The organism is Burkholderia pulmonis (assembly GCF_984667975.1).
On sequence record NZ_OZ480186.1, the window covers coordinates 1428850 to 1454602 of the forward strand.

Consider the following 25753-nt stretch of genomic DNA (forward strand, 5'->3'; position numbering starts at 1 on the left):
GATGAATATGGCAGAAAGCCACCTGAATCCCGTCGAGCGCACCGCTGCGCCCGCCGGTACGCAAGATGCGGCGCACGGCCGCCCGCTCGCGCCGCTGAACGCGAAGATCGAGGTCAACAACCTCAATTTCTTCTACAACAAGTTCCACGCGCTGAAGAACATCAACCTGCGCATCCCGGAAGGGAAGGTGACGGCGTTCATCGGCCCGTCGGGCTGCGGCAAGTCGACGCTGCTGCGCACGTTCAACAAGATGTTCGCGCTCTATCCGGAGCAGCGCGCCGAAGGCGAAATCCTGATGGACGGCGAGAACCTGCTGACGACGAAGCGCGACATCTCGCTGCTGCGCGCGCGCATCGGCATGGTGTTCCAGAAGCCGACCCCGTTCCCGATGTCGATCTACGACAACATCGCGTTCGGCGTGAAGATGTTCGAAAAGCTCACGCGCTCGGAAATGGACGACCGCGTCGAGTGGGCGCTCACGAAGGCCGCGCTGTGGAACGAAGTGAAGGACAAGCTGGGCCAGAGCGGCTACGGGCTGTCGGGTGGCCAGCAGCAGCGTCTGTGCATCGCGCGCGGCATCGCGATCCGTCCGGAAGTGCTGCTGCTCGACGAACCGTGCTCGGCGCTCGACCCGATCTCGACGGGCCGCATCGAAGAGCTGATCGCGGAGCTGAAGAGCGACTACACGGTCGTGATCGTCACGCACAACATGCAGCAAGCCGCACGCTGCTCGGATTTCACGGCCTACATGTACCTGGGCGAGCTGATCGAGTTCGGCGAAACCGAAAAGATCTTCATCAAGCCGGTGCGCAAGGAAACGGAAGACTACATCACCGGCCGCTTCGGCTGATGACGGAGAACAACAGTCATGTCGGATAAACATCTGTCGAGCCAGTTCGACGCGGATCTCAATGCCGTGTCGTCGAAAGTGCTGGAAATGGGCGGGCTCGTCGAGTCGCAGATCGTCGGTGCGATGCACGCGCTGAACGAATTCGATCGCGATGCGGCCGAGAAGGTGATCGTGGCCGAGGAAACGCTGAACGCGATGGAAGTCGACATCGACCAGGAGTGCGGCAACATCATCGCGCGGAGACAGCCTGCCGCGCGTGACCTGCGCCTTTTGATGTCGATTTCGAAAACGATTACGAACCTCGAGCGTGCCGGCGACGAAGCCGAGAAGATCGCGAAGCGCGTGCGCCGCCTGGTCGACGAGCCGGCCGCGCGCGCGGTCAACATCGCCGAGATCAAGGTGTCGGGCGAGATGGCCGTGACGATCCTGCGCCGCGCGCTCGACGCGTTTGCGCGCCTCGACACGGTCGCGGCTGCGCAGATCGTCAAGGACGACAAGGAGATCGACCTGGAATTCCGCGCGTTCGTGCGCAAGCTCGTGTCGTACATGCAGGAAGATCCGCGCACGATCTCGGTCGGCCTCGAGTACCTGTTCATCGCGAAGGCGATCGAGCGGATCGGCGACCACGCGAAGAACATCGCCGAGTTCATCATCTACATCGTGAAGGGCACGGACGTGCGGCACCAGCCGCGCGACACGCTCGACCGTGAAGCCAACAGTTAATACGACCCAGAACAGGAAAAAAAGAGGTGCCGATGCCCAGCAACATTCTCGTCGTTGAAGATGAGCCCGCGATTTCCGAACTGATCTCGGTGAATCTCCAGCACGCCGGTCACTGCCCGATCCGTGCGTACAACGCCGAACAGGCGCAGAACCTGATCAGCGATGTGCTGCCCGATCTCGTGCTGCTCGACTGGATGCTGCCGGGCAAGTCCGGTATCGCGTTCGCGCGCGACCTGCGCAACAACGAACGGACCAAACACATCCCGATCATCATGCTGACCGCCCGCGGCGACGAGCAGGACAAGGTGCTCGGCCTCGAAATCGGTGCGGACGACTACGTGACGAAGCCGTTCTCGCCGAAGGAACTGATGGCGCGGATCAAGGCCGTGCTGCGCCGCCGTGCGCCGCAGCTGACCGAGGACGTCGTGTCGATCAACGGGCTGCGCCTCGACCCGGCCACGCACCGCGTCGCCGCGCACGGCGACGGCAGCGAGATCAAGCTCGATCTCGGCCCGACCGAGTTCCGCCTGCTGCATTTCTTCATGACGCATCCGGAGCGCGTGCACAGCCGTACGCAACTGCTCGACCAGGTGTGGGGCGACCACGTGTTCGTCGAGGAGCGCACCGTCGACGTGCACATCAAACGATTGCGCGCGGCCTTGAAACCGGCCGGTTGCGATGCGATGATCGAGACCGTGCGCGGCAGCGGCTACCGGCTCGCCAAGCACGCGTAACGTATCCGGGCGTGCCGTGTGCCACGGCATGCCGTTCATTCTTTCGGACGCTGAATCATGAACATCATCTGGGCGCGCTTTCTGGTGTCGCTCGTGCTGCTCGTGCTGATCGGCGTATTGGTCGGCGTCTTCGCCGGCCCGACCGCGGGCCTCGTGTTCGTGGTCGTGATGCTGGTCGCGCAGGGCTTTTTCAGCACCTTCCATACGCAGCGTCTGTGGCGTCTGCTCGACGCGCCGGTGTACGGCGAAGTGCCGAGTGCGCCGGGCATCTGGGGCGAGATCTACTATCGCCTGCACAAGCTCGCGAAGCAGTGGCATGCGCAGGTGCGGCAGGTCGAGCAGCAGCATTCGCGCTTCATCCAGGCGATCCAGGCGTCGCCGAACGGCGTCGCGATGCTCGACGATCACGACCAGATCGAGTGGTGCAATGCGATCGCCGAGGTTCATTTCGGCCTCGATGCGAAGCGCGACCTGCGCCAGCACATCACGAACCTGGTGCGCCACCCCGATTTCGTCCGCTACCTGAATGCGCAGCATTACGACGAGACGCTCCTGATGCGCGGCATGGGCGACTCGCGGCAGAACGTGTTGGCCGTGCAGGTGTTTCCGTACGGCGAGAACCGCAAGTTGCTGCTCACGCAGGACATCACCGAGCTCGAGCGCACCGACGCGATGCGGCGCGACTTCGTCGCGAACGTGTCGCACGAGCTGAAGACGCCGCTCACCGTGCTGTCGGGCTTTCTCGAGACGATGCGCGAGCTGCCGCTGAACGAGGAAGATCGCGCGCGCTATCTCGAGATGATGGAGCAGCAGGCATCGCGGATGCGACACATCGTGACCGACCTGCTGGTGCTTGCGAAGCTGGAGGGCGAGAGCAAGCCGCCGCTCGATCGCGCGATCGACATGCGCGCCGTGTTCGACCATCTGAAGGAGGACGCGCAGACGCTGTCGAGCGGGCATCACGACATCGCGTTCTCGATCGACGAGACGCTCGGTGTCACGGGTGCGCAGACGGAGTTGTTCAGCGCGTTCGCGAATCTCGTCACGAACGCGATCCGCTATACGCCGGACGGCGGCAAGATCGTCGTCACGTGGCGGCGCGAGGGCGCGCAGGGCGTGTTTTCCGTCACGGACAGCGGCTTCGGGATTCCGGCCGCCGACCTGCCGCGGCTCACCGAGCGCTTCTACCGTGTCGATCGCAGCCGCTCGCGCGATACGGGCGGCACGGGCCTCGGCCTGGCGATCGTCAAGCACGTGCTGCAGCGGCACGATGCGCATCTGTACGTGCAGAGCGAGGAAGGGCGCGGCAGTACGTTCACCGCGCGGTTCCCGGGCTCGCGCATCATCGCGATCCGGCCGGCCGCCTACGAGGCATGATCGCGTAGCGGGTTGCCCGAGCAACGAAAAAGCGCAGCCCGCGGGCTGCGTTTTTTTGTTGGCCGTGCGGTGCGCGCCCGGCGCGGCGCGACCGTTTTACGTGCAGAACTTCGCGAGCAAACCGAGTTGCGCGTTGCGGATCGTCTTGCCCGTGCGACGCCGGCGATAGTGCCCGTCGCTGAGCATCTGCCACGCCGACTGGTTGTCGCCGAGACACACCGACAGCCCTTCGGCGATCACGCGCCGCTTGAGCTTGCGATCGCGGATCGGGAATGCGACCTCGACGCGGCGGAACAGGTTGCGGTCCATCCAGTCGGCGCTCGACAGGTAGACCTCCTCGGCGCCGTCCGCGTGGAAGTAGTAGATCCGGTGGTGTTCGAGGAGGCGGCCGACGATCGAGCGGACCGTGATGTTTTCCGACAGTCCGGGCACGCCGGGCTTCAGCGCGCAGACGCCGCGCACGATCAGGTCGACCTTGACGCCGGCCTGCGACGCTTCGTACAGCGCGGCGATCACCGACGGCTCCAGCAGCGCGTTCATCTTCGCGACGACGCGTGCGCGCTTGCCGGCCTGCGCATTGTCGATTTCCACGCGGATCGCGTCGATGATGCGCGGATGCAGCGTGAACGGCGATTGCCACAGCTCGTGCAGCGTCAGTTCGCCGCCGATCCCGGTCAGCTGCTGGAATACGTGATGCACGTCCTCGCAGATCTTCTGGTCGGCCGTCATCAGCCCGAAGTCGGTGTAGAGGCGCGCCGTGCGCGGATGATAGTTGCCGGTGCCGAGGTGCACGTAGCGGCGCAGCGACGCCTTGCCGGCCTGCACGACGCGACGCACGATCAGCATCATCTTTGCGTGGCACTTGTGGCCGACCACGCCGTACACGACATGCGCGCCGACGGCTTCGAGCTGCGACGCCCAGTTGATGTTGGTTTCCTCGTCGAAGCGCGCGAGCAGCTCGACAACGACGGTCACTTCCTTGCCGTTGCGCGCGGCTTCCATCAGCGCATCCATCAGCGGCGAATCGGTGCCGGTGCGGTAGATCGTCTGCTTGATCGCGACGACGCTCGGATCCTTCGCGGCTTGCTGCAGCAGCTCGAGCACGGGCTGGAAGCTTTCGTACGGGTGGTGCAGCAGGATGTCGCCGTCGTCGATCGCGTCGAACATCGTCGGCGCGTTCGTGATCACGGCCGGGATCGATGCGGTGAACGGCGCGAACTTCAGGTCGGGGCGGTCGACGAGATCGGGAATCTGCATCAGGCGCACGAGGTTCACGGAGCCGGCCACGCGATAGCAGTCCTTGTCGCCGAGCTCGCTTTCCTCGAGCAGGCGCCGCACGATGTGCGGCGGCGTGTCGGCCGACACTTCGAGTCGAACGGCATTGCCGAGGTGGCGCGCGGGCAGTTCGCCCTGCAGCGCGACGCGCAGGTTCGTGATTTCGTCTTCGTCGACGAACAGCTCGCTGTTGCGCGTGATGCGGAACTGGTTGCAGCTCTTCACGACGAGTTGCGGGAAGAGTTCGCCGACGAAGCGCTGCATGAACGAGCTCAGCAGCACGAAGCCGTGTTCGAAACCCGACAGCGCATGCGGCATGCGCACGACGCGCGGCAGTGCGCGCGGCGCCTGCACGATGCCCATCACGGCCTGGCGGCCGAATGCGTCGCGGCCTTCGAGCTCGACGACGAAGTTCAGGCTCTTGTTCAGCACGCGCGGGAACGGGTGGGCCGGATCGAGGCCGATCGGCGTCAGCACGGGCAACAGCTCGTCGAGGAAGTAGTGGCGCGCCCATTCGAGCTGCTCGTCGTTCCACGTATCGCTCGCGTGGAAGTAGATGCCTTCCTGTTCGAGCGCGGGCAGCACGGTTTCGTGCAGCATCGTGTACTGTCGATGGACGAGCCGCTGCGCGCGTTCGACGACGAGATCGTAAGCATGCTGTAACGACATGCCGTCGGGCGTCAGCGCGCCGGGGTTGTCGCGGATCTGCTCCTGAAGGCCGGCCATCCGGACTTCGAAGAATTCGTCGAGGTTGCTGCTGGTGATGCAGATGAAGCGGAGGCGCTCGAGCAACGGGACTTGCGGATCGGCCGCCTGGGCCAACACGCGCTCGTTGAAGCCGAGGATGCCGAGTTCACGATTGAGAAGCGGATAACGGACGGACATCGGCAGAGTAGGGGGTGATTCGGGCGATGATTCGAAAGGACGCTCGGAAACTCTCACGGTACGATGACTTGCTGATGACAATAATGTATTTATATCGGGAAATTCTACGCTGTAACCATTTCGTCTCATAAATGTTTCGGCTATATGGAATCAAGCAGTGTGCATGCCCGTGAAGCATGGCAACGCCAAGCGTTCCACGCTTAAAATGTCGCCTTTGATTGATCGCCCTGGGCTGCCGGTCCGGCTGCCGCGGGTGAACGCGCACGGAGCCCCCTTCTGATGGTTACAACTCCCCACTTGCTGGCTGCCGTGGATCTCGGCTCGAACAGCTTCCGGCTGATCGTCGGGCGCGTCGAGGAAACGCCGGCGGGCAGCCAGATCTATCCCGTCGACGCGCTGCGCGAGCCGGTCCGGCTGGCCGCGGGCCTGTCGAGCGACAAGATGCTCGACCGCGCGTCGCAGGAGCGTGGCTGGGAGGCGCTCAAGCGGTTCGGCGAGCGCCTGCGCGATTTCCATCCCGATCACGTGCGCGCGGTGGCGACCAACACGCTGCGCGTCGCGAAGAACGCGGGCGAGTTTCTCGGCGAGGCCGAAGCGGCGCTCGGGTTCCCGATCGAAGTGATCGCGGGCCGCGAAGAGGCGCGCCTCATCTATGCGGGCGCCGCGCACTCGGTGCCGGCGAGCGCGGGCAAGCGGCTCGTCGTCGACATTGGCGGCGGCTCGACCGAATTCATCATCGGCTCGCACTACACGCCGATCGTGATGGAGAGCCTCTATATCGGCTGTGTGAGCCACAGCCGCACGTTCTTTCCGGCCGGCAACGTCGACGAATACACGATGCGGCAGGCCGAACTCGCGGCCAAGCGCGAGATCCAGATCATCTCGAGCGAGTACAAGAAAGCGGGGTGGGACCAGGCGATCGGGTCATCCGGCACCGCGCGTGCGCTCGCGGAGCTCGTCGAGGCGAACGGCTTCAACGATCCGGGCATCACGCACGGCATTTCGCGCGGCGGCCTCGAGCGCCTGAAGCGGGCGCTGATCAAGTCGGAGAACGTCAACCGGCTGAAGCTGGTCGCGCTGAAGCCCGATCGCGTGCCGGTGCTCGCGGGCGGCCTCGCGATCATGCTCGCGGTGTTCGAGGAGCTCGGCGTCGACTATGTCGATACGACCGACGGCGCGCTGCGCCTCGGCGTGCTGTACGACCTGCTCGGCCGGACGCAGCACGAGGACATGCGCGCGGTAACCGTCGAGGGCTTCACGCGCCGCTACGGTGTCGATCGTGCGCAGGCCGAGCGGATCGGCGCGCTCGCGGGGCGTTTTTACGACGAGCTCGAGGAAGGCGACGAAGAAGCGCGCGAGGAAGGGCGGATGTTCCTCGGCTGGGCGGCCGCATTGCACGAGATCGGCCTGTCGATCTCGCACAGCGCGTATCACAAGCATTCGGCCTACATCGCGAGCAACGCGGACATGCCGGGTTTTTCGCGTACCGACCAGGCGCGGCTCGCCGCGCTCGTGCTCGGCCATGCGGGCAAGCTCGGCAAGCTGTCGCAGGCGCGCGAGGTCGAGTGGCCGCTGCTGTTCTGCCTGCGGCTCGCGGCGCTGCTGTGCCGGCGCCGGACCGATGCGGGGCTGCCCGACATTTCCGTTTCGCAGATGAAGAAGGGCGGGTACGAAGTGCGCCTGCCGAGCGCCTGGGTCGAGCAGAACCCGTTGACCGACTACAGCCTCAGCCAGGAGGCTGCGGAGTGGGAGAAGGTCGGTATCCCGTATCGCGTGGTGTACACCGGCGCGTAACCGGCCGATGGCGGGGCGTGGTGCCCGTTGGTGACTGCGGTGCTCCCGGTGTGCCGCATCACCGCCCCGGTGGCCTGCTCAATCCGACGAGCAGACGATCGCGGTCAGGAACGGGAACGCCTGTTTGACGGTCGCGTCGCTGCCGGCCTTGCGCACGGCTTCCTCCACCGAACTCTTCGTGCCGCGCACGACGACGCCGTAGGCCCAGTCGCCGATCGGCGTGCCGTCGCCCGGACGGAAGATCGGGTCGTTCGCCTGGTAGCCGAGCACGACATAGACGCCGAAGCCGTACGCAGTGAGCGAGCGGTTCGTGCGGAATGCGTTGACCGAGTTCGATTCGACGTGCATCGGCTCCGACTGGATGTCGCCGGCGGCAAGCAGCGGCGCGACGAACTTGTGGCCGGTCGAATGGCAGTCGAGCGCGTTGTCGAGCGCTTTCGCCGACGCGGTGCCGGCGGTGGCGAGCACGAGCAGCGATGCGCAGAGGGCTGTGGTGAGGATGTTGTTTTTCATGCGCGGATACGAGTTGTTCGCGTGCATTATCGCGTGTTCCTGGAAGTGTCGCGCGCGGGTTGGCGGGCAAGCGGGCCGGGCGCGCGTTTCCGGCCCCTCCATCCACACGGCATTGCCGATGATGAAATCAAACAGACTTGCTGCATGCGCGCTGCTCTTCGCCGCGACCTCGGTCACCGTGGCACATGCCCGTGATCTCGACCGGAACGATGCCGACCGTGCGCAGATACTGGCAGCCGTCCATCGGCTGAACGACCGCGAGCCGGACCTGAGGGACTATCGCTACGTGGTGGTCGATCTGGTGAAAGACCGTGATGTCGCGTTCGCGTGCGTGGCGCTGGCGGACAAGGACGGCAGCGTGGAGATGACGGACAACCAGGCCGAGATCATGTCGTTCGCGCTGGAAAGGCGCAATCCGCAATGGGTGGCGACCGAACTCGGCGGCGTGGGGTTTGCTGCCGGCGCAAAGCCGGTTCAATCGGATTGCAAGGTGGATGGTCGCATCGTCGAGACACGCGCCGATATCAACAGCGCGTTGAAGGCGACCGGGCACAAGCCATTTGCGTTGCGCTGACCGCCGAGTCGTGGCCGCCGGGTGGCGTGGGAATCGTTGTCTCGATGTCCCGGCGGCCCGCAAACGGAAAAGGGGCTACGGTGTTTATTCGTAACTCCTTGATCCCTTCGGTCGGAGCGATATGGTTTTAATCTGCGATCATATGACCCCAAATCGAATTACCCAGCGATTTCAGGCTCGGCAAATTCGCTCGCTCGCAAAAATCACGCAAGAGAATGTATGTTCGTTGATCAAATGGTGACGAAATATTCTCGGGTGTGAGCCCTCACAGTCCGACGAGATTGACGCTCCCTTCCCGGAGTCGACGAGTTGGCCGATGACCTCGAAATCATGATCGATTGGATTGGGGAATTTGTTAGGCGTGCGGTGGCGTTGGAACGAGAAAAACTAGACGATCTGTACTAGTAACGAGAGCGGCGATTCTCGCGCGACTGGCGACAGCAACTGTCTCTTCACCGCCTGGATTTAATACGCCGTCTATGTGGTGCGTACTAGGTTCACGAAGCGACAGTCGTGCTCCGCCAGGCACCGGCGTCAAGTTCTGTCAAGCCAAACCCTATTTCTCAGACTTTAGATTAAACTCGCGCGAGTGACTTGCCGTCGCAATGGCTGACTATCTTTATGCCACTGTCTTGGCGGTCGAACCTGAGAGAAAAAACGAAAATGGATATCAGACCGTCCGCACCCGGGGACCTGAAGATTCGCGACCTCCATGAGGCCATCGGTAAGGGCGTTTTGCAGCAGGGGCGGCTGTTGATGTTGAATACGCCGCTTGGCAAGAACGCGTTGGTGCCGCTACGTGCACGCGGATCGGCGAGAATTGGGCGTGACTACTCGTACGCGATCGACGTTGTGTCAACGCGCGATGATACTGCGCTGCTGTCGCTGATGCACCAGCCTGTCACCCTGCAGATTCAGCAAGTCACGGCTCCCTTTGCGGTTCCCGTCTATCGCCCGGTCCACGGTTTCGTGCATCGGGTCGCCTATTTGGGTGGAAACGGTGGTCTTTCCACATACCAGATCGAATTTTCGTCGGCACTGGTTTTTCTTGAGAAAACCCACAACGAAGAAGGCTGGCTCGAGAAGGACGCCCGCGAGATCATTTCCGACGTGCTTGATCGGTATCCGCAGCTACGTGGACAGTACCGTTTCTCGCTGTCGTCCGATCCTGCCAAGCGTTCGTGGTGCAGGCAAAGCGAATCCGATCTTCACTTCGTGAACCGCTTGGCCGAAGCCGAGGGCTGGTATTTCTACTGGATCCACGAAAACGTCAGCGAAGGTGACGCCCCCAAGACGACACTTGTCATCGTTGACCGCGTCTCGACACTTCCAGACGCAAAGTCAGTTGAATTCATTCGGGCGAACGACAGCAACGAATCTGACGGTTTCGCCCATTGGGCCGTGGTGCAGACGATGCAGAGCACGCGATACATGTCGCGTGCGTTCGATTACAAGCGGCCCGCGTCCAATTTTCAGGTTGAGAGTGGGCTTGTTGCGACGAGCTATGTCGCAGAGGACCACCGTCAGAAAGTCGAGCATAGCGTTCCTGACGCACCGATGACGGTCTATGAATCGACGGCTTATGGCTATTCCAGTTCGGACAATGGCGAAGCGCGAGCGCAACGGCGAGTGCAGATATGGGATGCGCGTGCAAGTCGATATTTCGGCGTAGGTGGTGTGCGGTGGCTGGATGCCGGTTTGCGGTTCGTGCTGAACGGTCATCCCCGCCACGGGGACGGCGACTCGAAGAAGCGAGAGTTTGTGGTGGTCGAGGCCCGTTGGTTTATCGAGAACAACGTCCCGATCGGCCCGCAGACGGCCGAGTTTCCGCAAAGTCTTCGCGCGACGCTGGCCGAGCAGCAGGCGATTCACCGTGAGCGGTTCAATACGCCTGGACATGAAGCGGATGGTTCGGCCGGATTTTTCGTGCTCGAAGTCGAGGCACAACCCACGGCGGTCGAATACCGGAGCCCGTTGGAACATCCGAAACCGGTCATGTCGATCGAACATGCGCTTGTCGTGACGCCGGACGGTGCGGAAGCGTGGACGAACGACAGGAACCAGATCAGGGTGCATTTCGCATGGGATCGCAAGAATCCACAGGACGCCTTCAACTCTTCACCTCTGTTGTCGTCGCTTCAATCAGATACCGGTAACGGTTATGGAGCGGTTCACGTGCCAAGGGCGCAGGAATGGGTCATCGTCGGTTACTGGAACGGGGACTGTGATAAGCCGTTCGTGTTGGGTCGGATCAATGGTGGGACGACTCCGTCCCAATGGCATTCGAACGCGTTGCTGTCCGGGTTCAAGTCGGAGGGGTTCGGCAAGACGGGCGCCTACAACTCGTTCGTTCACGATGATTCAACGAATCAAAGCGGGACGCGGCTGGTCAGCTATACGGGCAAGAGTTATGCGGCGCTGACGCAGGGCTACCTGATCAAGCACGACGGCAACTCGCGAGGTCAGTACTTGGGTGCGGGCTTCATCTTGCACGCCGACGAGTTCGGTGCGATTCGTGCCAGCAAGGGGCTGTCCATCAGTGCGCATTCGAAATCCTACGACGATGAGCAGATGGGCGTGGACGAGGCGCGATCGCAGTTGCAACAGGCAGGAATGTTGGTCGAGTCGCTCTCCAGCGCAAGCACGACTGCTCAGGCGGAATCGCTGCAAATCGGACAGGATGCACTCAAGGCGCTGTCGAAGGATATCCAGCACCCGGTATCGGGCGATACGTCGGGTGGCGTGACGGCAGGCGGTGGTACGGGCAACGCCAACGGATTTGCACAGCCGAACATCTTGGTATCGACGCCGAAGGACATCGCACTGGTCGCGGACAGCTCGACGCATATCGTCGCGGAGAAAGAGGTCAACGTTGTCAGTAACGAGAACACGTACGTTGCGACCGGCAAGTCGTTCGTCGTGGCGGCTGCGGAAAAGGTGAGCTTCTTCGCGCAGAAACTCGGTGCGTACTTCGTGACCGCGAAAGGTCCGATCAAGCTGTCGGCCAACACGGATGACGTGAGCGTCAACGCGGGTAAAGACGTGACCGTGAAGGCCAAGCGCATTGTGCTGGATGCCGATGAAATCATCATCAAGGCCGGCGGCTCGTACACAAAGTGGGTGGCCGCTGGCATTGAAGATGGCACGCAAGGCCCCCGCACGATCAAATCGGCATCGCTCAGCCGTCAGGGGCCGAGTTCGATTGCTCAACACATGAACAGCCTGCCGCAGGCGAAGTTCAACGATCCGTATGTGCTGCGCGATCGCATCACGGGCGAGGTGCTGAAAAACCACCCGTACGAACTGATTCGCGGGGACGGCACACGCCTCAGTGGGATGACGAACGAGCTGGGGCACGTGGCCGAGCAGAAGAGCGAGGACGTCGAGGGGCTTGCGCTGCGCGCATTGCGGCCAACACCGAAGGGCCCTACGGCATGAACCCGATAACCGATGGTCGAATCTGAAGAACGATGATGAGCGAAAACACAGATCAATCGGGCGGCGGTTCGCCGTTCAGTGACGATGCCGAGAACGAAGTCGTCCAGCAGGCTGGTCGCCCGGACAAGGACGGGGCGTCGGTCGGGCATTTTACGTTGACGCCGGCGAGTGACACGCGCTCCAAAGAACTGCTGTGCGACGTGCGGCCGATCATTCCGGTGATCTTCCTGCCAGGCGTGATGGGTTCGCCGCTTGTCAACACCGAAACCGGCGACGAGATGTTCTTTGCACCGGAGACGGATGGCCTATTTGGGAAGGCGGGCGCGTTGCCAGCATTGATCGGCATGTGGTTTAAGGGGGCGTCTACCCGGGAAACGCAGTTCGACCCGACTCAGGCAGCCGTCACCCCGTTCGGGCCGGTCAGCGCCGGCAAGCACGAGAAGGATGACGAACCAGGCCAGTATGTGGACGAAAAGGAAGCCGTTCGGCGGGGTTGGGGTTCTGTGTACCGGTCGAGTTATCAGCCGATGTTGGCGTGGCTGCAGGAGCAACTGAACGAGCCCATGCATCTGGGTAGACATCAAGGGCCCTGGATTCACGGCGACCCGGACGGCGAGAAGTGGGCGCTTAAACCATTGTTAGATACCGAGCCGACCGACTATGGGGCGATCGACGCCGGTGCGCAAGGCCGTGGGCAGGCAATCACGAAAGATTCCGAGGTGTTCAAGCACTTCATGAAGTACCAGTACCGGGTGTATGCCATCGGCTACAACTGGTTGCAATCGAATGAAAAATCGGCGCAACAGGTGATTGATGGCTCCGATTTCAAGGACAAGAAGACCGGCAAGATCACGCGCTTGATGGGCATCAAGGAGATCATCGAGGAGAATCATAGCGGCAAGGCGATTATCCTGACGCACTCGATGGGCGGGCTGGTGGCTCGGATGGCGATTGCCATGCACGGGGCAGGGAGCATGTTGCACGGAGTATTCCACAACGTGCTGCCAGCGACCGGGGCACCGATTGCGGCGAAGCGCTTCCGTACCGGTGGCGGAAGCGAGGGCTCGATAGATGGTTTCATAAATGGCGCCCTGCTCGGGAGTAATGCGAACGAATTCGTGGCGGTGGCCGCGAATGCACCGGGGGCGCTCGAGTTGTTGCCGATGCCGGATTACCACAACGGCGAAGCATGGTGGATCTTTGCACGGCTTGATGGCACTCCAGTCATGGAGTTTCCGAAAAATGGGAGCGCATACACGCAGATCTATGCCAATTCAAAATGGTACGGCTTGGTGCCGGAGCAGTCGGTATCGTTGCTCGACCCGGCAGGGATCATCCAGGCGCGACTCGACGGTAATCCGATAAAGTCCACCGTATCTGAAAACTTCAGCAAGGTAATGAAAAAGGTGGTTGAGAATCAAACCAATATAAAGTATGCCTACCACGATAATACATATGTGGCTTACGGGGATGGGGAGTTGAAACCCAAGGGCGCAACTGAATCGGGCGACAACCACGGCAAATCCACAATCGAGAAAGGCAAGAAGCTGACCGAACTGTTAGCCTGGGGCACGGTGATCTGGAAGGGGAACGTGCCCGCAGGGGTAACGGCGGAAGAACTGGGCGCAGCGCGGTTTTTGCACGATACACACAGCGGTACGCTACGCGTGCACTTGGATTCGCGCAACGTCACCATCGAATTCGAGGTTCAGAAACAGCCTAAGCTGCCGCCTGGCAGCAAAGCCCCCGATCCCAAGAAGAACGGCATCATCCCAGGTGATGGGACCGTACCGGTCTGGTCGGCCGAAGCTCCGGCGTACGGCGTGAATGGTGGGGCGGCCCACGGTGTACAAGTGGTATTTGATCAAGGGGGCTACGTGCATCAGGAAAGCTACAACCATCCATGGACTCGCTGGGCGTTGCTCTACAGTATCGTGCAAATCGCACAAGATGCGAAGGAGCCGCAATGCTGACACGTATTGGACGATTGCTGTTTTTTGTAGCGGGCATCTGCGCCTGTTCGATCACCTTTTCAGTGGAACCGACGATGACGAATCCTCTGCTGTCCAAGCCGCGCCCGTGGTGTGTCGGGCGCTTCGTGTTCAATCGACCTACGACGAGCGAACTCACGAATCAGCGATATGGGTTTTGGGGGGATAAACTGGAGACACAGCACAATATTGCTATTGCTGCATATCAGGCAAAAGTCGGAGGTTTGGAGAAAAAATTAAAAACAGAAAAAAGAATTGATCCCGGAAATAATAATAGCAAATTGAATCATGTATGGCTGGAGAGAGAGATTTCTCCAAGAGCAAATGCAAAGGTATTTGCTTACGTGGATGCGTATACGGAGGGTGTAAAGTTACCTTTCGATACGGAGGGTTATATCTACGAAAACAACACGTTATTCCATACAACCGGGTCATTTGGTTCAACCGGTTTGGACAAGTTTGAACCTGTTTACACGGACCTCTATCGGCGCATCAAGGCGCGCGACAATTGGTCGGTGCCGACCGAATCGGGGTTCTGCTTCGATGGCGGCATAGCCACGGGCTCGTCGACCTTCTCCGAGGAGGTCAGCCAGTCGTTCGCGTTGATGCCGGGACGGCCAGCGTTGCTCGTTATCCAGATGCGCGAATCGGTAAGCGCCGATCAGAAATTGCCACTGACCAAGACGTTGCCTGATCTGCGCGCGAAGATGGATCAGATGTCGAGCGGGAGCTACCGCATTCTGCGGCAGGGCAAACGTACGGTGGCCGGGATGGATGCCGAGGAAGTGCTGTTCGCGTTGAAGGAAGGCGAGATCACGTCGTACCGTTTCTATCTCCTCGCGCCGGGCGATCCGAGCACGTTGGCGAAGCCGCATACGGCGATTCAATTGCTGTTGGGCGCACCCAGCCCCGACCTGTCACCCGATCAGGCAAGCTCGCCGGTGGACGAGGCTGGCGCCCTGCAAACGTGGGACACGCTGTTGAACAGCCTGCGACTGCGGCCGGGCGCAGTCTGAGCGGGGAGGCGACATGCGACGCTACGACATCGTGAAAGGTGACGCGACGACCGTTGGAGGCATCGTGCAGGGTGGTGACGGACAAGACATTCTGCACGACCGCGAACAAGCGTATGAACACGATCCGGTGTGGTGCCCGGTGTGCAAGACCCTCGGTGCGATTGAGTGCGACGGCCCACGGCATTCGAGCACCGGACCGGACGGTCGACAGGCGGCATTGAGTGACGACCTCTGTCGGTGCGCATGTCCAACGCCGCCGAAGCTGGTGGCCTCTCAGTCGGTATCGTATATCGAGGTTTGAACGAAGTGAGGAAAGGGAAACGAGACGCCTGCGCGATCGTCCCATCCGTCATGATCGTTGTGGCCTTCAATATCCTGGCACTTCGGGTGTGCAGTTCTCTGATCCAGATGGACGGATAGCGGAGGGGGGCGGGATGTTGTCCGGCGTCGCGCCAGTCGGCGCGAGGGATGAAACGACGGTGCTGGACGGGGGCAAGACGGGCGCCACCGGGCGCGGTTCCTTATGGAATCGCCCTGGAGGGCCGCAAAATGGTAGCAATGGCCCGACAGCGCGCCAAAGAAAAAGGGGCTACGGTATTAACCGTAACCCCTTGATTCCTTTGGTCGGAGCGATAGGATTCGAACCTACGACCCTCTGATCCCAAATCAGATGCGCTACCAGGCTGCGCTACGCTCCGACGAGCCAAAGATTATATCGGTGCATGCCCGGTTCGGTCAATCACGATGTGCGGGTAAATGCCGCGGCGGTGAAGCGGCCGCGATTTGCGACAATCCACGGGATGATCGGCAGGCCCGGACGCATGTGCGCGCGGCTGCTCGCCGAAGCAAGGAGAACATCATGATGAACCTGATCCTGTGGCGCCATGCCGAAGCTGAAGACTATGCGACGAGCGATCTCGCGCGCCAGCTGACCGTGCGCGGCCGCAAGGACGCGCAGGCGATGGCCAAATGGCTGCGCAGCCGGCTCGAAACGAATTCGGTGATCCTCGCGAGCCCGGCGGCTCGCACCGTCCAGACCGTCGAGGCGCTGACCGACCAGTACCGGACCGTCGATGCGCTCGCGCCGGGCGGCAGCGTCGACGACGTGCTGACGGCGGCCGGCTGGCCGGAGGGCATCGCGCCGACGGTCGTGATCGTCGGGCACCAGCCGACGCTCGGCAGCGTCGCGGCGCAACTGATCGCCGGCGGCGACGACAGCTGGAGCGTCAAGAAGGGCGGCATCGTGTGGCTCGCGAGCCGCTCGCGTGACGGCAGCCGGCAGGCCGTGTTGCGAGCGGTTTTGACGCCCGAACTGGTGTAAAGCCCGCTGGAATGGGATTGAAGGCATTCATCATACGGTTTCGCAAGCTTTCTGCTAAAGTCAATTCGGCGACACGTCATTGAAAGGACATGGTCGTGCCACATAACGGTCACGGCCGATTACTACATTGGCGGGCATGTCGTCCTATTCCTTACGATCAGGAAAGCCTAATGCGAGAACTGCCGACGCCTACGCTCCCTTTTGCCTCGCTGCCCCTCGACACGTCGCGGCGCCACCTGCCGCGCGCCAGTGAAACCGTCACGTCGGAGTATCGCCTGCGTGCCGCATGGGCGCGTACCGAAGACGAATTGCGGGAAGCCCAGCGCCTGCGCTATAGCGTGTTCGCCGAAGAGATGGGCGCGCAGGTCAGCGGCCCCTCCGGTCTCGACGTCGATCCGTTCGATGCGTACTGCGACCACCTGCTGGTTCGCGATCTCGATACGCTGAAGGTCGTCGGCACCTACCGTGTGTTGCCGCCGCACCAGGCGGCGCGTGTCGGTCGCCTGTACGCGGAAGGCGAATTCGACCTGTCGCGCCTCACGCACCTGCGCGGCAAGATGGTCGAGGTCGGCCGGTCGTGCGTGCACAGCGACTACCGCAGCGGCGCCGTCATCATGGCGCTGTGGGGCGGCCTCGGTGCGTACATGATGCAGAACGGCTACGAGACGATGCTCGGCTGCGCGAGCGTGTCGATGGCCGACGGCGGCCACTACGCGGCGAACCTGTACCAGTCGCTGTCGGCGGGCTCGCTGACGGCGCCCGAGTACCGCGCGTTCCCGCACACGGCACTGCCGGTCGACGAACTGCAGACGGGCACCGTCGTCGCACCGCCGCCGCTGATCAAGGGTTATCTGCGTCTCGGCGCGAAGATTTGCGGTGCACCGGCCTGGGATCCCGACTTCAATTGCGCGGATTTCCTGACGCTGTTCCGTCTGTCGGACATCAACGCACGCTACGCCCGCCACTTCCTGGGCTGAGCCGTCCGGATCGCGTCGCGCCCGGGGTGGCGCGCGCAAGCGAACGCCGTCGCGCGGCTACTGCCACGCGGCGGCGTTCTTGCATTCGGCCCTGTTAATTTCGAAGGTACGCGGTTCCTGCCGTGCCACGCGATGGCACGTTGAAACGGCCCGGGTTTGATGCGGGCCGGACTGCAGGACGGCCCGCTCAGTGCTTGCGTCGCCAGTCGAGCAGGTGATGTTCCGCCATCCAGTGGTGGATCATCCCTTCGCCTTCATGGCTGCGCTTGTATTCGCGCGACTCGAAGAACGACAGCGCGACCAGCACCATCAGACCGATGAACAGGCCGATCAGGCCTGCAATTTCCTCAGACGACATGGCTGCCTCCTTTCCACGGCACAGCGCCATGCGTACATAGTAGGACATGCGCGGCGCGACCCTGAAACCGGATTTCCGCTAGACTCGGCGCGGTCCGGCGCGCGATAGCGTGCGCCATTTTCCGGAGCCATTCCCGATGACCCGTTTCATGCTGGCCGTGCTGGCCGCATCCCTCCTGGCCGCCTGCACCAGTGATCCCCATCAGGCGCGCCGTGGCCACCCGCCGGAAGATCCGGCCGACTATCACGGCGTACCGACCGACATGACGCCGCCGTCGATGCTCGACGCGCCGCCGCCGAAGCCGGTGCAGTAACGCGCGTCAGGCCTGCTGTCAGGCGCGCGCCGTGGATGCGGCCTGCGCGTCGGCGCCGATGTGCCGCAACAGCCCCGGCAGGTAGCGCGCAAGCGTCGCGCCGCGCGCGGCCATGAACAGCAGCAGCGCGAACCAGAGGCCGTGATTGCCGAACGTGCCGACGGCGGCGAGCGTGGCCACGATGAAGATCGAGAACGACGCGACCATCGCACGCATCAGTGATTGCGTTTGCGTCGCGCCGATGAAGACGCCATCGAGCAGGAAGCCCCAGACCGACACGATCGGCGAGAGCGCGGCCCACGGCAGGTAGCGCAGTGCGACGGTACGGATCTCCGCCTGGTCGGTCAGGCGCGCGATGATCCAGCCGCCCGCGGCCCAGTAGACGAGCGCGAACAGCAGCGCGCCGAGTGCCGACCAGAACAGCGTGACGCGCACGGCCTGCCGGAATGCGCGGCGGTCGCGCGCACCGGCCGCCGCGCCGACGAGCGCCTCGGCTGCGTGAGCGAACCCGTCGAGGCCATATGCCATGAAGGTCTGGAAATTCAGCAGCAGCGCGTTCGCGGCAAGCGTCGCGTCGCCTTGCTTTGCACCGAGGTGCGCGAACCAGCCAAAGGCGCCGAGCAGGCACAGCGTGCGCAGGAAGATGTCGCGATTGAGCGCGATCAGCCGCTTGAGCGCGACGCGGTCGGCGAGCGCGCGCACCGCGAGCGGCGCCAGGCCGCGCGGGCGCAGCCGCCACAGTATCCACGCGCCGAGAGCGAAGCCGCACGCGTCCGCGGTGGCGGTCGCGGCGCCGATGCCGGCGATGCCCCAGCCGAAGCCGTACACGTAGAGCAGCACGGCGCCGATGTTCACCGCATTGATGAACACCTGCGCGACGAGTGCGAGCCTCACGCGTTGCATGCCGAGCAGGTAGCCGAGCACGACGTAGTTCGCGAGCGCGAACGGCGCGCTCCAGATTCGTGCGTGACTGTACGCGAGCGCCGTCGCGCGGACGGCCTCGCTGCCGCCGAGCGCGGACAGCGCGAACGACAGCAGCGGCACCTGCAGTGCAAGCACCGCGGCGCCGAGCGCGAACGCGACGATCAGCGCGCGCAGCAGGTTCAGCCGGATCCCGGCGGCATCGCCGGCGCCGTGCGCCTGTGCGACGAGGCCGGTCGTCCCCATCCGCAGGAAACCGAACCCCCAGAACACGAAATTGAAGAACAGCCCGCCGAGCGCGACGCCGCCGAGATACTGCGCGCCGTCGAGGTGGCCCGCGACGGTCGTGTCGACCGCGCCGAGGATCGGCTGGGTCAGGTTCGCGAGAACGATCGGGAACGCGAGCGCGAGGACGCGCCGGTGCGTGACGGTGGCCGAGCCGGTGCCGGCCCCGTGCGGTAACGCGGATTCGGACATGGCGGACGCGTCAGGCGCGTTCCTGCACGCAGACCCACGGCGAGACGACGACCGCCCACAGCTCCGGGTTGCGCGCCGCGTAGTCGGTGGCAGTTTCGGCCGGCATGCGGGCAACGAGGCCGGCCGACAGCCAGCGCGTGACCTGTTCGGCATCGTCGCTGGCGACCGCTTCCGCGACGCTGACGAGATCGAGGTCGCGCGCGACGGACAGCAGTTTGCCCTGCGCGAAGAAGCGTTCGAGATCGCACCAGTCGATCTTGGCGGTCTCGCCGAGGAGTTTGGCGTAGAGCGGGCTGTGCGACGCGCCCGCGGAGGAGTGGTGTTCGGAGGACATCGGATTCTTGGAAAGACTGCGTGGCGCCACTATAAACCATCCGGCCGGGCAGGCCGAGCGTGCGGCAGGCCGCTCACGCGTCGCGCAGCGCGCGGCGCACGATCTTGCCGGTCGCGGTCATCGGCAGGCTGTCGACGAACGCGATCGCGCGCGGATACTCGTGCGCGGCGAGCCGCGTGCGCACATGTGCCTGCAGCGCGCTGACGAGCGCATCGTCGCCGACGTGGCCGGGATTCAGCACGACGAACGCCTTGACGATCTCGGTGCGCGTCGCGTCGGGCACGCCGACGACGGCGGCCATCCGTACGGCCGGATGCGTGAGCAGACAGTCTTCGATCGGGCCCGGGCCGATCCGGTAACCGGCGCTCGTGATCACGTCGTCGTCGCGGCCGACGAAGCGCACGAAGCCGTCGGCGTCGATCGTGCCCGTATCGCCGGTGAGCAGGTAGTCGCCCGCGAACTTGTCGCGCGTCGCGTCGGCATTGCGCCAGTATTCGAGGAACATCACCGGGTCCGGGCGGCGCACCGCGATGCGGCCTTCGACGCCGGGCGGCAGCGGCGTGCCGTCCGCATCGACGATCGCGACCGCGTGGCCGGGCACCGCCTTGCCGATCGCGCCGGGCTGCGCATCGAACAATGCCGCGCACGAGGACAGCACCATGTTGCATTCGGTTTGCCCGTAGAACTCGTTGATCGTCACGCCGAGCGCGTCGCGGCCCCAGGCGGTCAGCTCGGTGCCGAGCGATTCGCCGCCGCTCGCGACCGATTTCAGCGACAGCGCGTAGCGCTCGCGTGGTGCCGCGACGGCGCGCATCAGCTTCAGCGCGGTGGGTGGCAGGAAGGCGTGGGTCACGCCGTGCCGCGCCATCAGCGCGAACGCCGCGTCGCCGTCGAATTTCTCGAAGCGGCGGGCGAGCACGGGCACGCCGTGATGCCATGACGGCAGCAGCACGTCGAGCAGGCCGCCGATCCATGCCCAGTCGGCAGGCGTCCAGAACAGGCGTGCGTCGCGCGGGAAGCACTGCTGCGACATCTCGACGCCCGGCAGGTGGCCGAGCAGCACGCGATGGGCGTGCAGTGCGCCCTTCGGTTTGCCCGTCGTGCCGGACGTGTAGATGATCACCGCCGGATCGTCGGCAGCCGTATCGACCGGCACGAAATCCGGCGCTTCGGCGGCGAGCGCCGCGTCGTATCGCAGTACGCCCGGCGCGTCGGGTGCATCGTCGCCGATGCAGTAGACGGTATGCAGGGCTGGCAGTTGCGCGCGCAGCGGCGCGATCTTCGCGTAGCCGGCCGCGTCGGTCACGAGCGCGGCGGCCTCGCTGTTCGCGAGCCGGTACTCGAGCGCATCGACGCCGAACAGCGTGAAGAGCGGCACCGCGATCGCGCCGAGCTTGTAGGCGGCGAGGTGCGCGATGGCCGTTTCGGGGCCTTGCGCGAGAAAGATGCCGATCCGGTCGCCGCGTCGCAGGCCGGCACGCGCAAAGCTGTTCGCGAGTCGGTTAGAAGCATTCTTCAGATCGTCGAACGTGATGCGAAAAACGTCGCCTTGCGCCGTTTCGTGGATCAGCGCGAGGCGTCCGCTGCCGTCGGCCCATTTGTCGCAGACGTCCACGCCGATGTTGTAGCGCGCCGGAATGTCCCACCGGAAGCGGGAGAGCAGGTCGTCGTAGCGGTCGGCGTCGGGCAGCATCGCGTTGTCTCCTGGTGTCGAACGTCGCGTCGGTCGCGCGGCTTACATCAGCGTTTCACGCAGACGAATCCACAATGGCGTCTGCTGATAGGGAATGTTCGGACTCGTCCAATAGCCAAGGCTCAGTGCACGATTCCACAATGACGCATAAGATCACAACAAAACAGTGATGTGACCATGGATTTGCTTCTGATAGCTGCGGGGTTCAGCCTGATCGGTATCGGTGTGCTGGTGGCGTTTGCTCGTCACGTCGATCCGTTGTCCGGCCGGTTCACCGGACGTCTGCGCAAGCGCTGACTCTACCTTTCCCGTTTTTCGCCGCGACGGCACGCGATGCGCGCCGGCATCGCGTGTCGACTGTCGGCTGCTCAGCGCGCCGGCAGGTAGCGTGACGGATCGATCGAGCGGCCGCCGTAGCGCAATTCGAAATGCAGCGCGACGCGATCGCTGTCGCTGTTGCCCATCTCCGCGATCGATTGCCCCTGCGTGACCGACTGGCCTTCCTTCACGAGCAGCGCGCGGTTGTGCGCGTAGGCGGTCAGGTAATCGGCGTTGTGTTTCAGGATGATCAGGTTGCCGTAGCCGCGCAGCCCGTTACCCGCATAGACCACCACCCCCGGCGCGGCCGCGACCACCGGCGTGCCCGGCGAGTTCGCGATGTCGATGCCCTTCGATTTCGAGCCGTCGAACGTGCGGACCACATTGCCGGCCGCCGGCCAGATCAGCGCAATGCTCGTGGCCGGCTTGACGGCCGATTCGACCGGCGCGGAAGGGGCCGGGCGTGCGCGACCGGCGCTGCCGGTGCCGGTGGTCGACGGCGTCGACGCGGTGGTCGTGCCGGGCGGCGGCGCGACGCGCAGCACCTGGCCGACTTCGATCGCATCGGGGTTCGTCATCTGGTTCCAGCGCACGACGTTCTGTACCGACGTGCGGTTGTCGCGCGCGATCTTGTAGAGCGTGTCGCCACGCTCGACGCGATAGAACCCGGGGCCGACGGGCGCGGAGCCGCACGCGACGAGCAGGGCGGCGCAGGCGGCTGCGAAGAGTCGCTTCGTTGTTGTTCCGAACATTGAACCTCGCAAAACCCCGCCGCGCGTGACGCGGCAGGCAACACAAAACGTCCGATTTTAACGGGTTCGACCCGTGCACCGCAGTTTCGGTCGCGACAGGGCCGTCGCGCCCCCGATCGGTGCACGCCGAATCAGCCCGCGAGCGGGGTCACGCGAATCCGCAGCGTGGCCGTTTCGGTCGCGCCCGGCGCGAGCATGCGCAGCCCGAGGCCGTTGTGGATCGCATCGGGCAGGCCGAGCCACGGCTCCACGCAATAGAAGTCGGAATCCGGCTTTTCCGTCCAGGTCGTGACCGCATACCACGGGATCGAGCCCGGCACGTCCAGTGCGATCTCGATCGTGCGGCGGCGGCCCGGCATCACGATACGCACGGGCGCCGACGGTTCACCGTCGAGGCAATGGAAGCGGTCGAGGATGGCCGGATCGTCGAGGCGGTAGCGCGCTTCGCCCGGTTCGAGCGGGCTGATCGAACCGTCGGCGCGCTGCTGGCAGCTGCGGGTCGGCGGCAGCTCGAGCGTGGTTTCGGCCCGTTCGCCGTGCGGCAGCGCGAAATAGAAATGGTGGCCGGCGTAGTAGGGCAGCGGGGTGTCGCCGCGATTGGTCGTCGTCAGCGCGACGTCGAGCGTGTGCGCGTCGGCCAGCCGGTAGGTCGTTTCGAACCGGAAGTCGAACGGGTAGCTCGCGCGCAGTGCGTCGTTCGCGTCGAGCGTCATCGACAGCGCGGCGCCGTCGGCCGAAGGGTGCGCGTCGAACGGCAGGTCGCGCGCGAAGCCGTGCATCGGCAGGTCGCGGACCACGCCGGCCGCGTCGCGCCAGCGGCCGAGTTCGCCGTCGACGCGGTGGCGGCCGAGGAACGGGAACAGCAGCGGATTGCCGCCGCGCACGCGTGCGAGGTTGCTCCAGTCGGCCGCTTCCGGCCAGAAGATCACCGGTTCGCCGTCGACGTGCCAGGACAGCAGGCGGCCGCCGAATTGCGGGGCGACCCGAACGAGCGACGGGCCGGCGTGAAGTTCGTGAATGTCGTGTTGCTGGAAGATCGGCATGGCGAATCGGGTTGGGCAGGTGGACGGAGCACAGCGCGTTCCATTATCGGGCCGCAGCCGGTCGGGGAAAACCCTTCTCGGGGAAATCGCGAGTTTTACAGATTGCCAACCGTCCGGATAATGCCTCTGAACCGGTGAAGTTGCCGGGTCATGACACTTCGTGGAGGGGCCATGGATCTGGCAATGGCAATGGGTATCGCTCTGTTCGGGATGTTTACCGGAAGCACGGTATTATTTTTCTATCAGCTCGGCCGCTGACGGCAATTCCTGCCGAAGTCGACAGGCCCGCCATGCAAATGGCGGGCCTTTTGCTTTCTGTGTGCTTACAAATTGCAAGCGTTTGTGTGCATTGCCGCAATAACCTGCCAAATGCCTTGGCGCAGTAATGCTGGCTCGGCATAATCGGGGCGCGTTTTTTCGGACGCGCATCGCGTCGTCCGTCTTTCTTTCCGCTCAATCTCGACTAAAAGGACCGACGCGTGAGTCTCTGGTTTCTGGTATTCCTGAGCGTCCTGCAGGGCGTCACCGAACTCTTCCCCGTCAGCAGTCTTGGCCATACGCTGCTCGTGCCGGCGTTGTTCGGCATGCACATCGACAAGCACGCGCCGCAATTGCTGCCGTTCCTGGTCGCACTTCACCTCGGCACCGCGCTGGCGCTGCTGTGGTACTTCCGCGCACGCTGGATCGCGCTGATCCGCGGTTTCTTCGCGCAGCTCGGCGGCCGCAAGAACGACGACGGGCACCTGATGTGGGCGCTCATCATCGGCACGATCCCGACCGGCCTCGTCGGGCTGCTGCTCGAGAAGCGCATCGAACGCGTGTTTCACGACCTGCGGATCGTTGCGATCGCGCTGATCGTGAACGGCGTGCTGCTGTGGCTCGGCGATCGCATCCAGCGCAGCCGCGCACACCAGGCGCCCGAGAAGATGACGTTCAAGCAGGCGTTTTTCGTGGGTCTCGCGCAGATCGGTGCGCTGATTCCGGGTTTCTCGCGCAGCGGGCTGACGATGATCGCCGGCAACGCGGCAGGGCTGACGGCGGAGAAGGCGGCGGAATTCTCGTTCCTGCTCGGCACGCCGATCATCTTCGCGGCGGGCGTACTCGAACTGCCGAAGCTGTTCCATGCGGGTGGCCAGCTCGCCGATGCGCTGCTCGGCGGCGTGCTGACGGCGATCGCCGCGTACCTGAGCGTGCGGTTCCTGATGCGCTATTTCGAAGGGCGCGGCCGGCTCGCTTCGTTTGGCCTGTACTGCGTGATCGCCGGCGTGTTCTGCCTCGGCTGGTTCATGCTGCATCCGCAGCCGGTTTGACGCGGTGATGGCTCGCGTCGCGTGATCTGGCGCGATGATCGGGTATAATTTCGGGCTCGGTTTCGTACCGGGCCCGTTTTGTTTCAGGGCTTCGAGTTTGGCGGTGGGCAGTTGCTGCTGCCCGTGACTCGAAAGTCCGACGCCAAATGCGGTCCGTGGCAGGCCGTGTCTTTTCTCCACGACCGCCCTTAGCTCAGTTGGATAGAGCAACGGCCTTCTAAGCCGTAGGTCACTGGTTCGAATCCAGTAGGGCGGGCCAGACTTCCATGAAAGATCGACGAGTGGCGATCGAGCGCATGGCTTGGTTGCGCGCATGATCAGCATGCGACGCGGCACTCACAGTGCTCAGCGTGTGCTCGCAATCCGGCTTGATCGTGACGTTGCATACCGCAGACCAAAGTCAGCCTATTGACGAGAACATTGCGCGCAGTCGATTCGTTCTGGCATTCAAGTGCCGCCGATCGGTGAGCGTCTTCAGATTTGCTGCCGGTTCTTGAATACGCTGGTTTCCTCTATTTATCGCCTCAAGGCATTCCGCAAGCCGTCGCTTAATCTCGTCGCCGTTCATCTGTTCACAATCGGCAAGCGCAATGACCAATTCCGTGTGGAATGCCCGAATTTTTCGGTATGCAAATGCGATATCTTCTGCTGCCTTGCCTGGGAGCAGCTTGAGCTTGAATTGGGCGTTGCAATATGTTGAGCAATTGAGTCAAACTGTGAGCAGATAATTCTAAACCACACGACGGGGGAATCTTGAAAGCGTTGA

At 63.4% G+C, this 25753-nt stretch carries 22 protein-coding genes and 2 tRNA genes; 15 read left to right on the forward strand and 9 right to left on the reverse strand.

Annotated elements, in window-relative coordinates; all coding sequences use genetic code 11:
• Window position 1: 1 nt before the first annotated feature.
• The 4 genes from pstB to phoR are packed head-to-tail and all read left to right on the forward strand — an operon-like array spanning window position 2 to window position 3684.
• Window positions 2-850, forward strand: coding sequence for a phosphate ABC transporter ATP-binding protein PstB (gene pstB, locus AC5LXK_RS06715; RefSeq protein ID WP_060011515.1), 849 nt, complete (start codon window positions 2-4; stop codon window positions 848-850).
• Between the two features lie 18 nt (window positions 851-868).
• Window positions 869-1573: a phosphate signaling complex protein PhoU gene (phoU, locus tag AC5LXK_RS06720; RefSeq protein ID WP_493390869.1), complete on the forward strand. Its 705-nt coding sequence runs from the start codon at window positions 869-871 to the stop codon at window positions 1571-1573.
• 32 nt (window positions 1574-1605) lie between these two features.
• A complete protein-coding gene (gene phoB, locus AC5LXK_RS06725) occupies window positions 1606-2307 on the forward strand; it encodes a phosphate regulon transcriptional regulator PhoB (protein ID WP_006750313.1) in 702 nt (233 codons plus the stop codon).
• Window positions 2308-2364: 57 nt separating this feature from the next.
• Window positions 2365-3684: a phosphate regulon sensor histidine kinase PhoR gene (gene phoR, locus AC5LXK_RS06730; RefSeq protein ID WP_493390870.1), complete on the forward strand. Its 1320-nt coding sequence runs from the start codon at window positions 2365-2367 to the stop codon at window positions 3682-3684.
• A gap of 96 nt (window positions 3685-3780) precedes the next feature.
• Here phoR and ppk1 read toward each other — a convergent pair whose 3' ends face one another.
• On the reverse strand, window positions 3781-5844 hold the full coding sequence (gene ppk1, locus AC5LXK_RS06735) for a polyphosphate kinase 1 (RefSeq protein WP_493390871.1): 2064 nt from the start codon (window positions 5842-5844) through the stop codon (window positions 3781-3783).
• 279 nt (window positions 5845-6123) lie between these two features.
• On the opposite strand from ppk1, the gene ppx reads away from it, so the two are divergent.
• Window positions 6124-7638, forward strand: coding sequence for an exopolyphosphatase (gene ppx, locus AC5LXK_RS06740; protein ID WP_493390872.1), 1515 nt, complete (start codon window positions 6124-6126; stop codon window positions 7636-7638).
• 78 nt (window positions 7639-7716) lie between these two features.
• Here the strand turns inward: ppx and AC5LXK_RS06745 are convergent, their stop codons facing one another.
• Window positions 7717-8151, reverse strand: coding sequence for a hypothetical protein (locus AC5LXK_RS06745; protein ID WP_493390873.1), 435 nt, complete (start codon window positions 8149-8151; stop codon window positions 7717-7719).
• On the opposite strand from AC5LXK_RS06745, the gene AC5LXK_RS06750 reads away from it, so the two are divergent.
• From AC5LXK_RS06750 to AC5LXK_RS06770, 5 genes are all read left to right on the forward strand, one after another.
• Window positions 8150-8725 carry a hypothetical protein gene (locus AC5LXK_RS06750; protein ID WP_493390874.1) on the forward strand — a complete coding sequence of 192 codons (576 nt, stop codon included), beginning with the start codon at window positions 8150-8152 and terminating at the stop codon, window positions 8723-8725. The two genes, AC5LXK_RS06745 and AC5LXK_RS06750, sit on opposite strands and share 2 nt — an antisense overlap.
• Window positions 8726-9388: 663 nt before the next feature.
• Complete coding sequence (locus tag AC5LXK_RS06755; RefSeq protein ID WP_493390875.1) at window positions 9389-12163, forward strand: type VI secretion system Vgr family protein; 2775 nt, start codon at window positions 9389-9391, stop codon at window positions 12161-12163.
• Window positions 12164-12198: 35 nt separating this feature from the next.
• Window positions 12199-14136 (forward strand): esterase/lipase family protein, encoded by a 1938-nt coding sequence (locus tag AC5LXK_RS06760; RefSeq protein ID WP_493390876.1) that lies wholly within the window; start codon window positions 12199-12201, stop codon window positions 14134-14136.
• Entirely contained in the window at window positions 14130-15170 is a 1041-nt protein-coding gene (locus AC5LXK_RS06765; RefSeq protein ID WP_493390877.1) for a T6SS immunity protein Tli4 family protein, read from the forward strand. The genes AC5LXK_RS06760 and AC5LXK_RS06765 overlap by 7 nt, the downstream gene beginning before the upstream one ends.
• Before the next feature lie 13 nt (window positions 15171-15183).
• Complete coding sequence (locus tag AC5LXK_RS06770; RefSeq protein WP_493390878.1) at window positions 15184-15471, forward strand: PAAR domain-containing protein; 288 nt, start codon at window positions 15184-15186, stop codon at window positions 15469-15471.
• A gap of 320 nt (window positions 15472-15791) precedes the next feature.
• On the opposite strand, the gene AC5LXK_RS06775 is transcribed toward AC5LXK_RS06770, so the two are convergent.
• Window positions 15792-15868 (reverse strand) — tRNA-Pro (locus AC5LXK_RS06775).
• Window positions 15869-16029: 161 nt separating this feature from the next.
• Between AC5LXK_RS06775 and sixA the strand changes: the two genes are divergently transcribed.
• Together sixA and AC5LXK_RS06785 are read left to right on the forward strand one after the other, a co-directional pair.
• On the forward strand, window positions 16030-16491 hold the full coding sequence (gene sixA, locus AC5LXK_RS06780; RefSeq protein ID WP_493390879.1) for a phosphohistidine phosphatase SixA: 462 nt from the start codon (window positions 16030-16032) through the stop codon (window positions 16489-16491).
• Window positions 16492-16661: 170 nt separating this feature from the next.
• Complete coding sequence (locus AC5LXK_RS06785; protein ID WP_034206968.1) at window positions 16662-17468, forward strand: GNAT family N-acetyltransferase; 807 nt, start codon at window positions 16662-16664, stop codon at window positions 17466-17468.
• 187 nt (window positions 17469-17655) lie between these two features.
• Here the strand turns inward: AC5LXK_RS06785 and AC5LXK_RS06790 are convergent, their stop codons facing one another.
• Window positions 17656-17826 (reverse strand): hypothetical protein, encoded by a 171-nt coding sequence (locus AC5LXK_RS06790; protein ID WP_493390880.1) that lies wholly within the window; start codon window positions 17824-17826, stop codon window positions 17656-17658.
• Between the two features lie 136 nt (window positions 17827-17962).
• Between AC5LXK_RS06790 and AC5LXK_RS06795 the strand changes: the two genes are divergently transcribed.
• Entirely contained in the window at window positions 17963-18139 is a 177-nt protein-coding gene (locus AC5LXK_RS06795) for a hypothetical protein (protein ID WP_493390881.1), read from the forward strand.
• A gap of 18 nt (window positions 18140-18157) precedes the next feature.
• On the opposite strand, the gene AC5LXK_RS06800 is transcribed toward AC5LXK_RS06795, so the two are convergent.
• The 5 genes from AC5LXK_RS06800 to AC5LXK_RS06820 all read right to left on the reverse strand — a co-directional run bounded on the left by AC5LXK_RS06800 (window position 18158) and on the right by AC5LXK_RS06820 (window position 23677).
• A complete protein-coding gene (locus AC5LXK_RS06800; protein ID WP_493390882.1) occupies window positions 18158-19537 on the reverse strand; it encodes an MATE family efflux transporter in 1380 nt (459 codons plus the stop codon).
• Between the two features lie 10 nt (window positions 19538-19547).
• Window positions 19548-19871: a DUF2288 domain-containing protein gene (locus AC5LXK_RS06805; RefSeq protein ID WP_493390883.1), complete on the reverse strand. Its 324-nt coding sequence runs from the start codon at window positions 19869-19871 to the stop codon at window positions 19548-19550.
• A gap of 73 nt (window positions 19872-19944) precedes the next feature.
• Complete coding sequence (locus AC5LXK_RS06810) at window positions 19945-21564, reverse strand: acyl-CoA synthetase (protein ID WP_493390884.1); 1620 nt, start codon at window positions 21562-21564, stop codon at window positions 19945-19947.
• A 368-nt stretch (window positions 21565-21932) separates the two neighbouring features.
• Window positions 21933-22634 carry a peptidoglycan DD-metalloendopeptidase family protein gene (locus tag AC5LXK_RS06815; RefSeq protein ID WP_309287271.1) on the reverse strand — a complete coding sequence of 234 codons (702 nt, stop codon included), beginning with the start codon at window positions 22632-22634 and terminating at the stop codon, window positions 21933-21935.
• Between the two features lie 131 nt (window positions 22635-22765).
• On the reverse strand, window positions 22766-23677 hold the full coding sequence (locus AC5LXK_RS06820) for an aldose epimerase family protein (RefSeq protein WP_493390885.1): 912 nt from the start codon (window positions 23675-23677) through the stop codon (window positions 22766-22768).
• A gap of 479 nt (window positions 23678-24156) precedes the next feature.
• On the opposite strand from AC5LXK_RS06820, the gene AC5LXK_RS06825 reads away from it, so the two are divergent.
• Window positions 24157-24987 carry an undecaprenyl-diphosphate phosphatase gene (locus AC5LXK_RS06825; RefSeq protein WP_493390886.1) on the forward strand — a complete coding sequence of 277 codons (831 nt, stop codon included), beginning with the start codon at window positions 24157-24159 and terminating at the stop codon, window positions 24985-24987.
• 182 nt (window positions 24988-25169) lie between these two features.
• A tRNA-Arg gene (locus AC5LXK_RS06830) sits at window positions 25170-25246 on the forward strand.
• Window positions 25247-25753: the final 507 nt, after the last annotated feature.

Coding starts and splice junctions, on each gene's coding strand:
- pstB (WP_060011515.1), top strand. CDS start 2: ATGAATATGGCAGAAAGCCACCTGAATCCCGTCGAGCGCACCGCTGCG.
- phoU (WP_493390869.1), top strand. CDS start 869: ATGTCGGATAAACATCTGTCGAGCCAGTTCGACGCGGATCTCAATGCC.
- phoB (WP_006750313.1), top strand. CDS start 1,606: ATGCCCAGCAACATTCTCGTCGTTGAAGATGAGCCCGCGATTTCCGAA.
- phoR (WP_493390870.1), top strand. CDS start 2,365: ATGAACATCATCTGGGCGCGCTTTCTGGTGTCGCTCGTGCTGCTCGTG.
- ppk1 (WP_493390871.1), bottom strand. CDS start 5,844: ATGTCCGTCCGTTATCCGCTTCTCAATCGTGAACTCGGCATCCTCGGC.
- ppx (WP_493390872.1), top strand. CDS start 6,124: ATGGTTACAACTCCCCACTTGCTGGCTGCCGTGGATCTCGGCTCGAAC.
- AC5LXK_RS06750 (WP_493390874.1), top strand. CDS start 8,150: ATGCGCGGATACGAGTTGTTCGCGTGCATTATCGCGTGTTCCTGGAAG.
- AC5LXK_RS06745 (WP_493390873.1), bottom strand. CDS start 8,151: ATGAAAAACAACATCCTCACCACAGCCCTCTGCGCATCGCTGCTCGTG.
- AC5LXK_RS06755 (WP_493390875.1), top strand. CDS start 9,389: ATGGATATCAGACCGTCCGCACCCGGGGACCTGAAGATTCGCGACCTC.
- AC5LXK_RS06760 (WP_493390876.1), top strand. CDS start 12,199: ATGAGCGAAAACACAGATCAATCGGGCGGCGGTTCGCCGTTCAGTGAC.
- AC5LXK_RS06765 (WP_493390877.1), top strand. CDS start 14,130: ATGCTGACACGTATTGGACGATTGCTGTTTTTTGTAGCGGGCATCTGC.
- AC5LXK_RS06770 (WP_493390878.1), top strand. CDS start 15,184: ATGCGACGCTACGACATCGTGAAAGGTGACGCGACGACCGTTGGAGGC.
- sixA (WP_493390879.1), top strand. CDS start 16,030: ATGATGAACCTGATCCTGTGGCGCCATGCCGAAGCTGAAGACTATGCG.
- AC5LXK_RS06785 (WP_034206968.1), top strand. CDS start 16,662: ATGCGAGAACTGCCGACGCCTACGCTCCCTTTTGCCTCGCTGCCCCTC.
- AC5LXK_RS06790 (WP_493390880.1), bottom strand. CDS start 17,826: ATGTCGTCTGAGGAAATTGCAGGCCTGATCGGCCTGTTCATCGGTCTG.
- AC5LXK_RS06795 (WP_493390881.1), top strand. CDS start 17,963: ATGACCCGTTTCATGCTGGCCGTGCTGGCCGCATCCCTCCTGGCCGCC.
- AC5LXK_RS06800 (WP_493390882.1), bottom strand. CDS start 19,537: ATGTCCGAATCCGCGTTACCGCACGGGGCCGGCACCGGCTCGGCCACC.
- AC5LXK_RS06805 (WP_493390883.1), bottom strand. CDS start 19,871: ATGTCCTCCGAACACCACTCCTCCGCGGGCGCGTCGCACAGCCCGCTC.
- AC5LXK_RS06810 (WP_493390884.1), bottom strand. CDS start 21,564: ATGCTGCCCGACGCCGACCGCTACGACGACCTGCTCTCCCGCTTCCGG.
- AC5LXK_RS06815 (WP_309287271.1), bottom strand. CDS start 22,634: ATGTTCGGAACAACAACGAAGCGACTCTTCGCAGCCGCCTGCGCCGCC.
- AC5LXK_RS06820 (WP_493390885.1), bottom strand. CDS start 23,677: ATGCCGATCTTCCAGCAACACGACATTCACGAACTTCACGCCGGCCCG.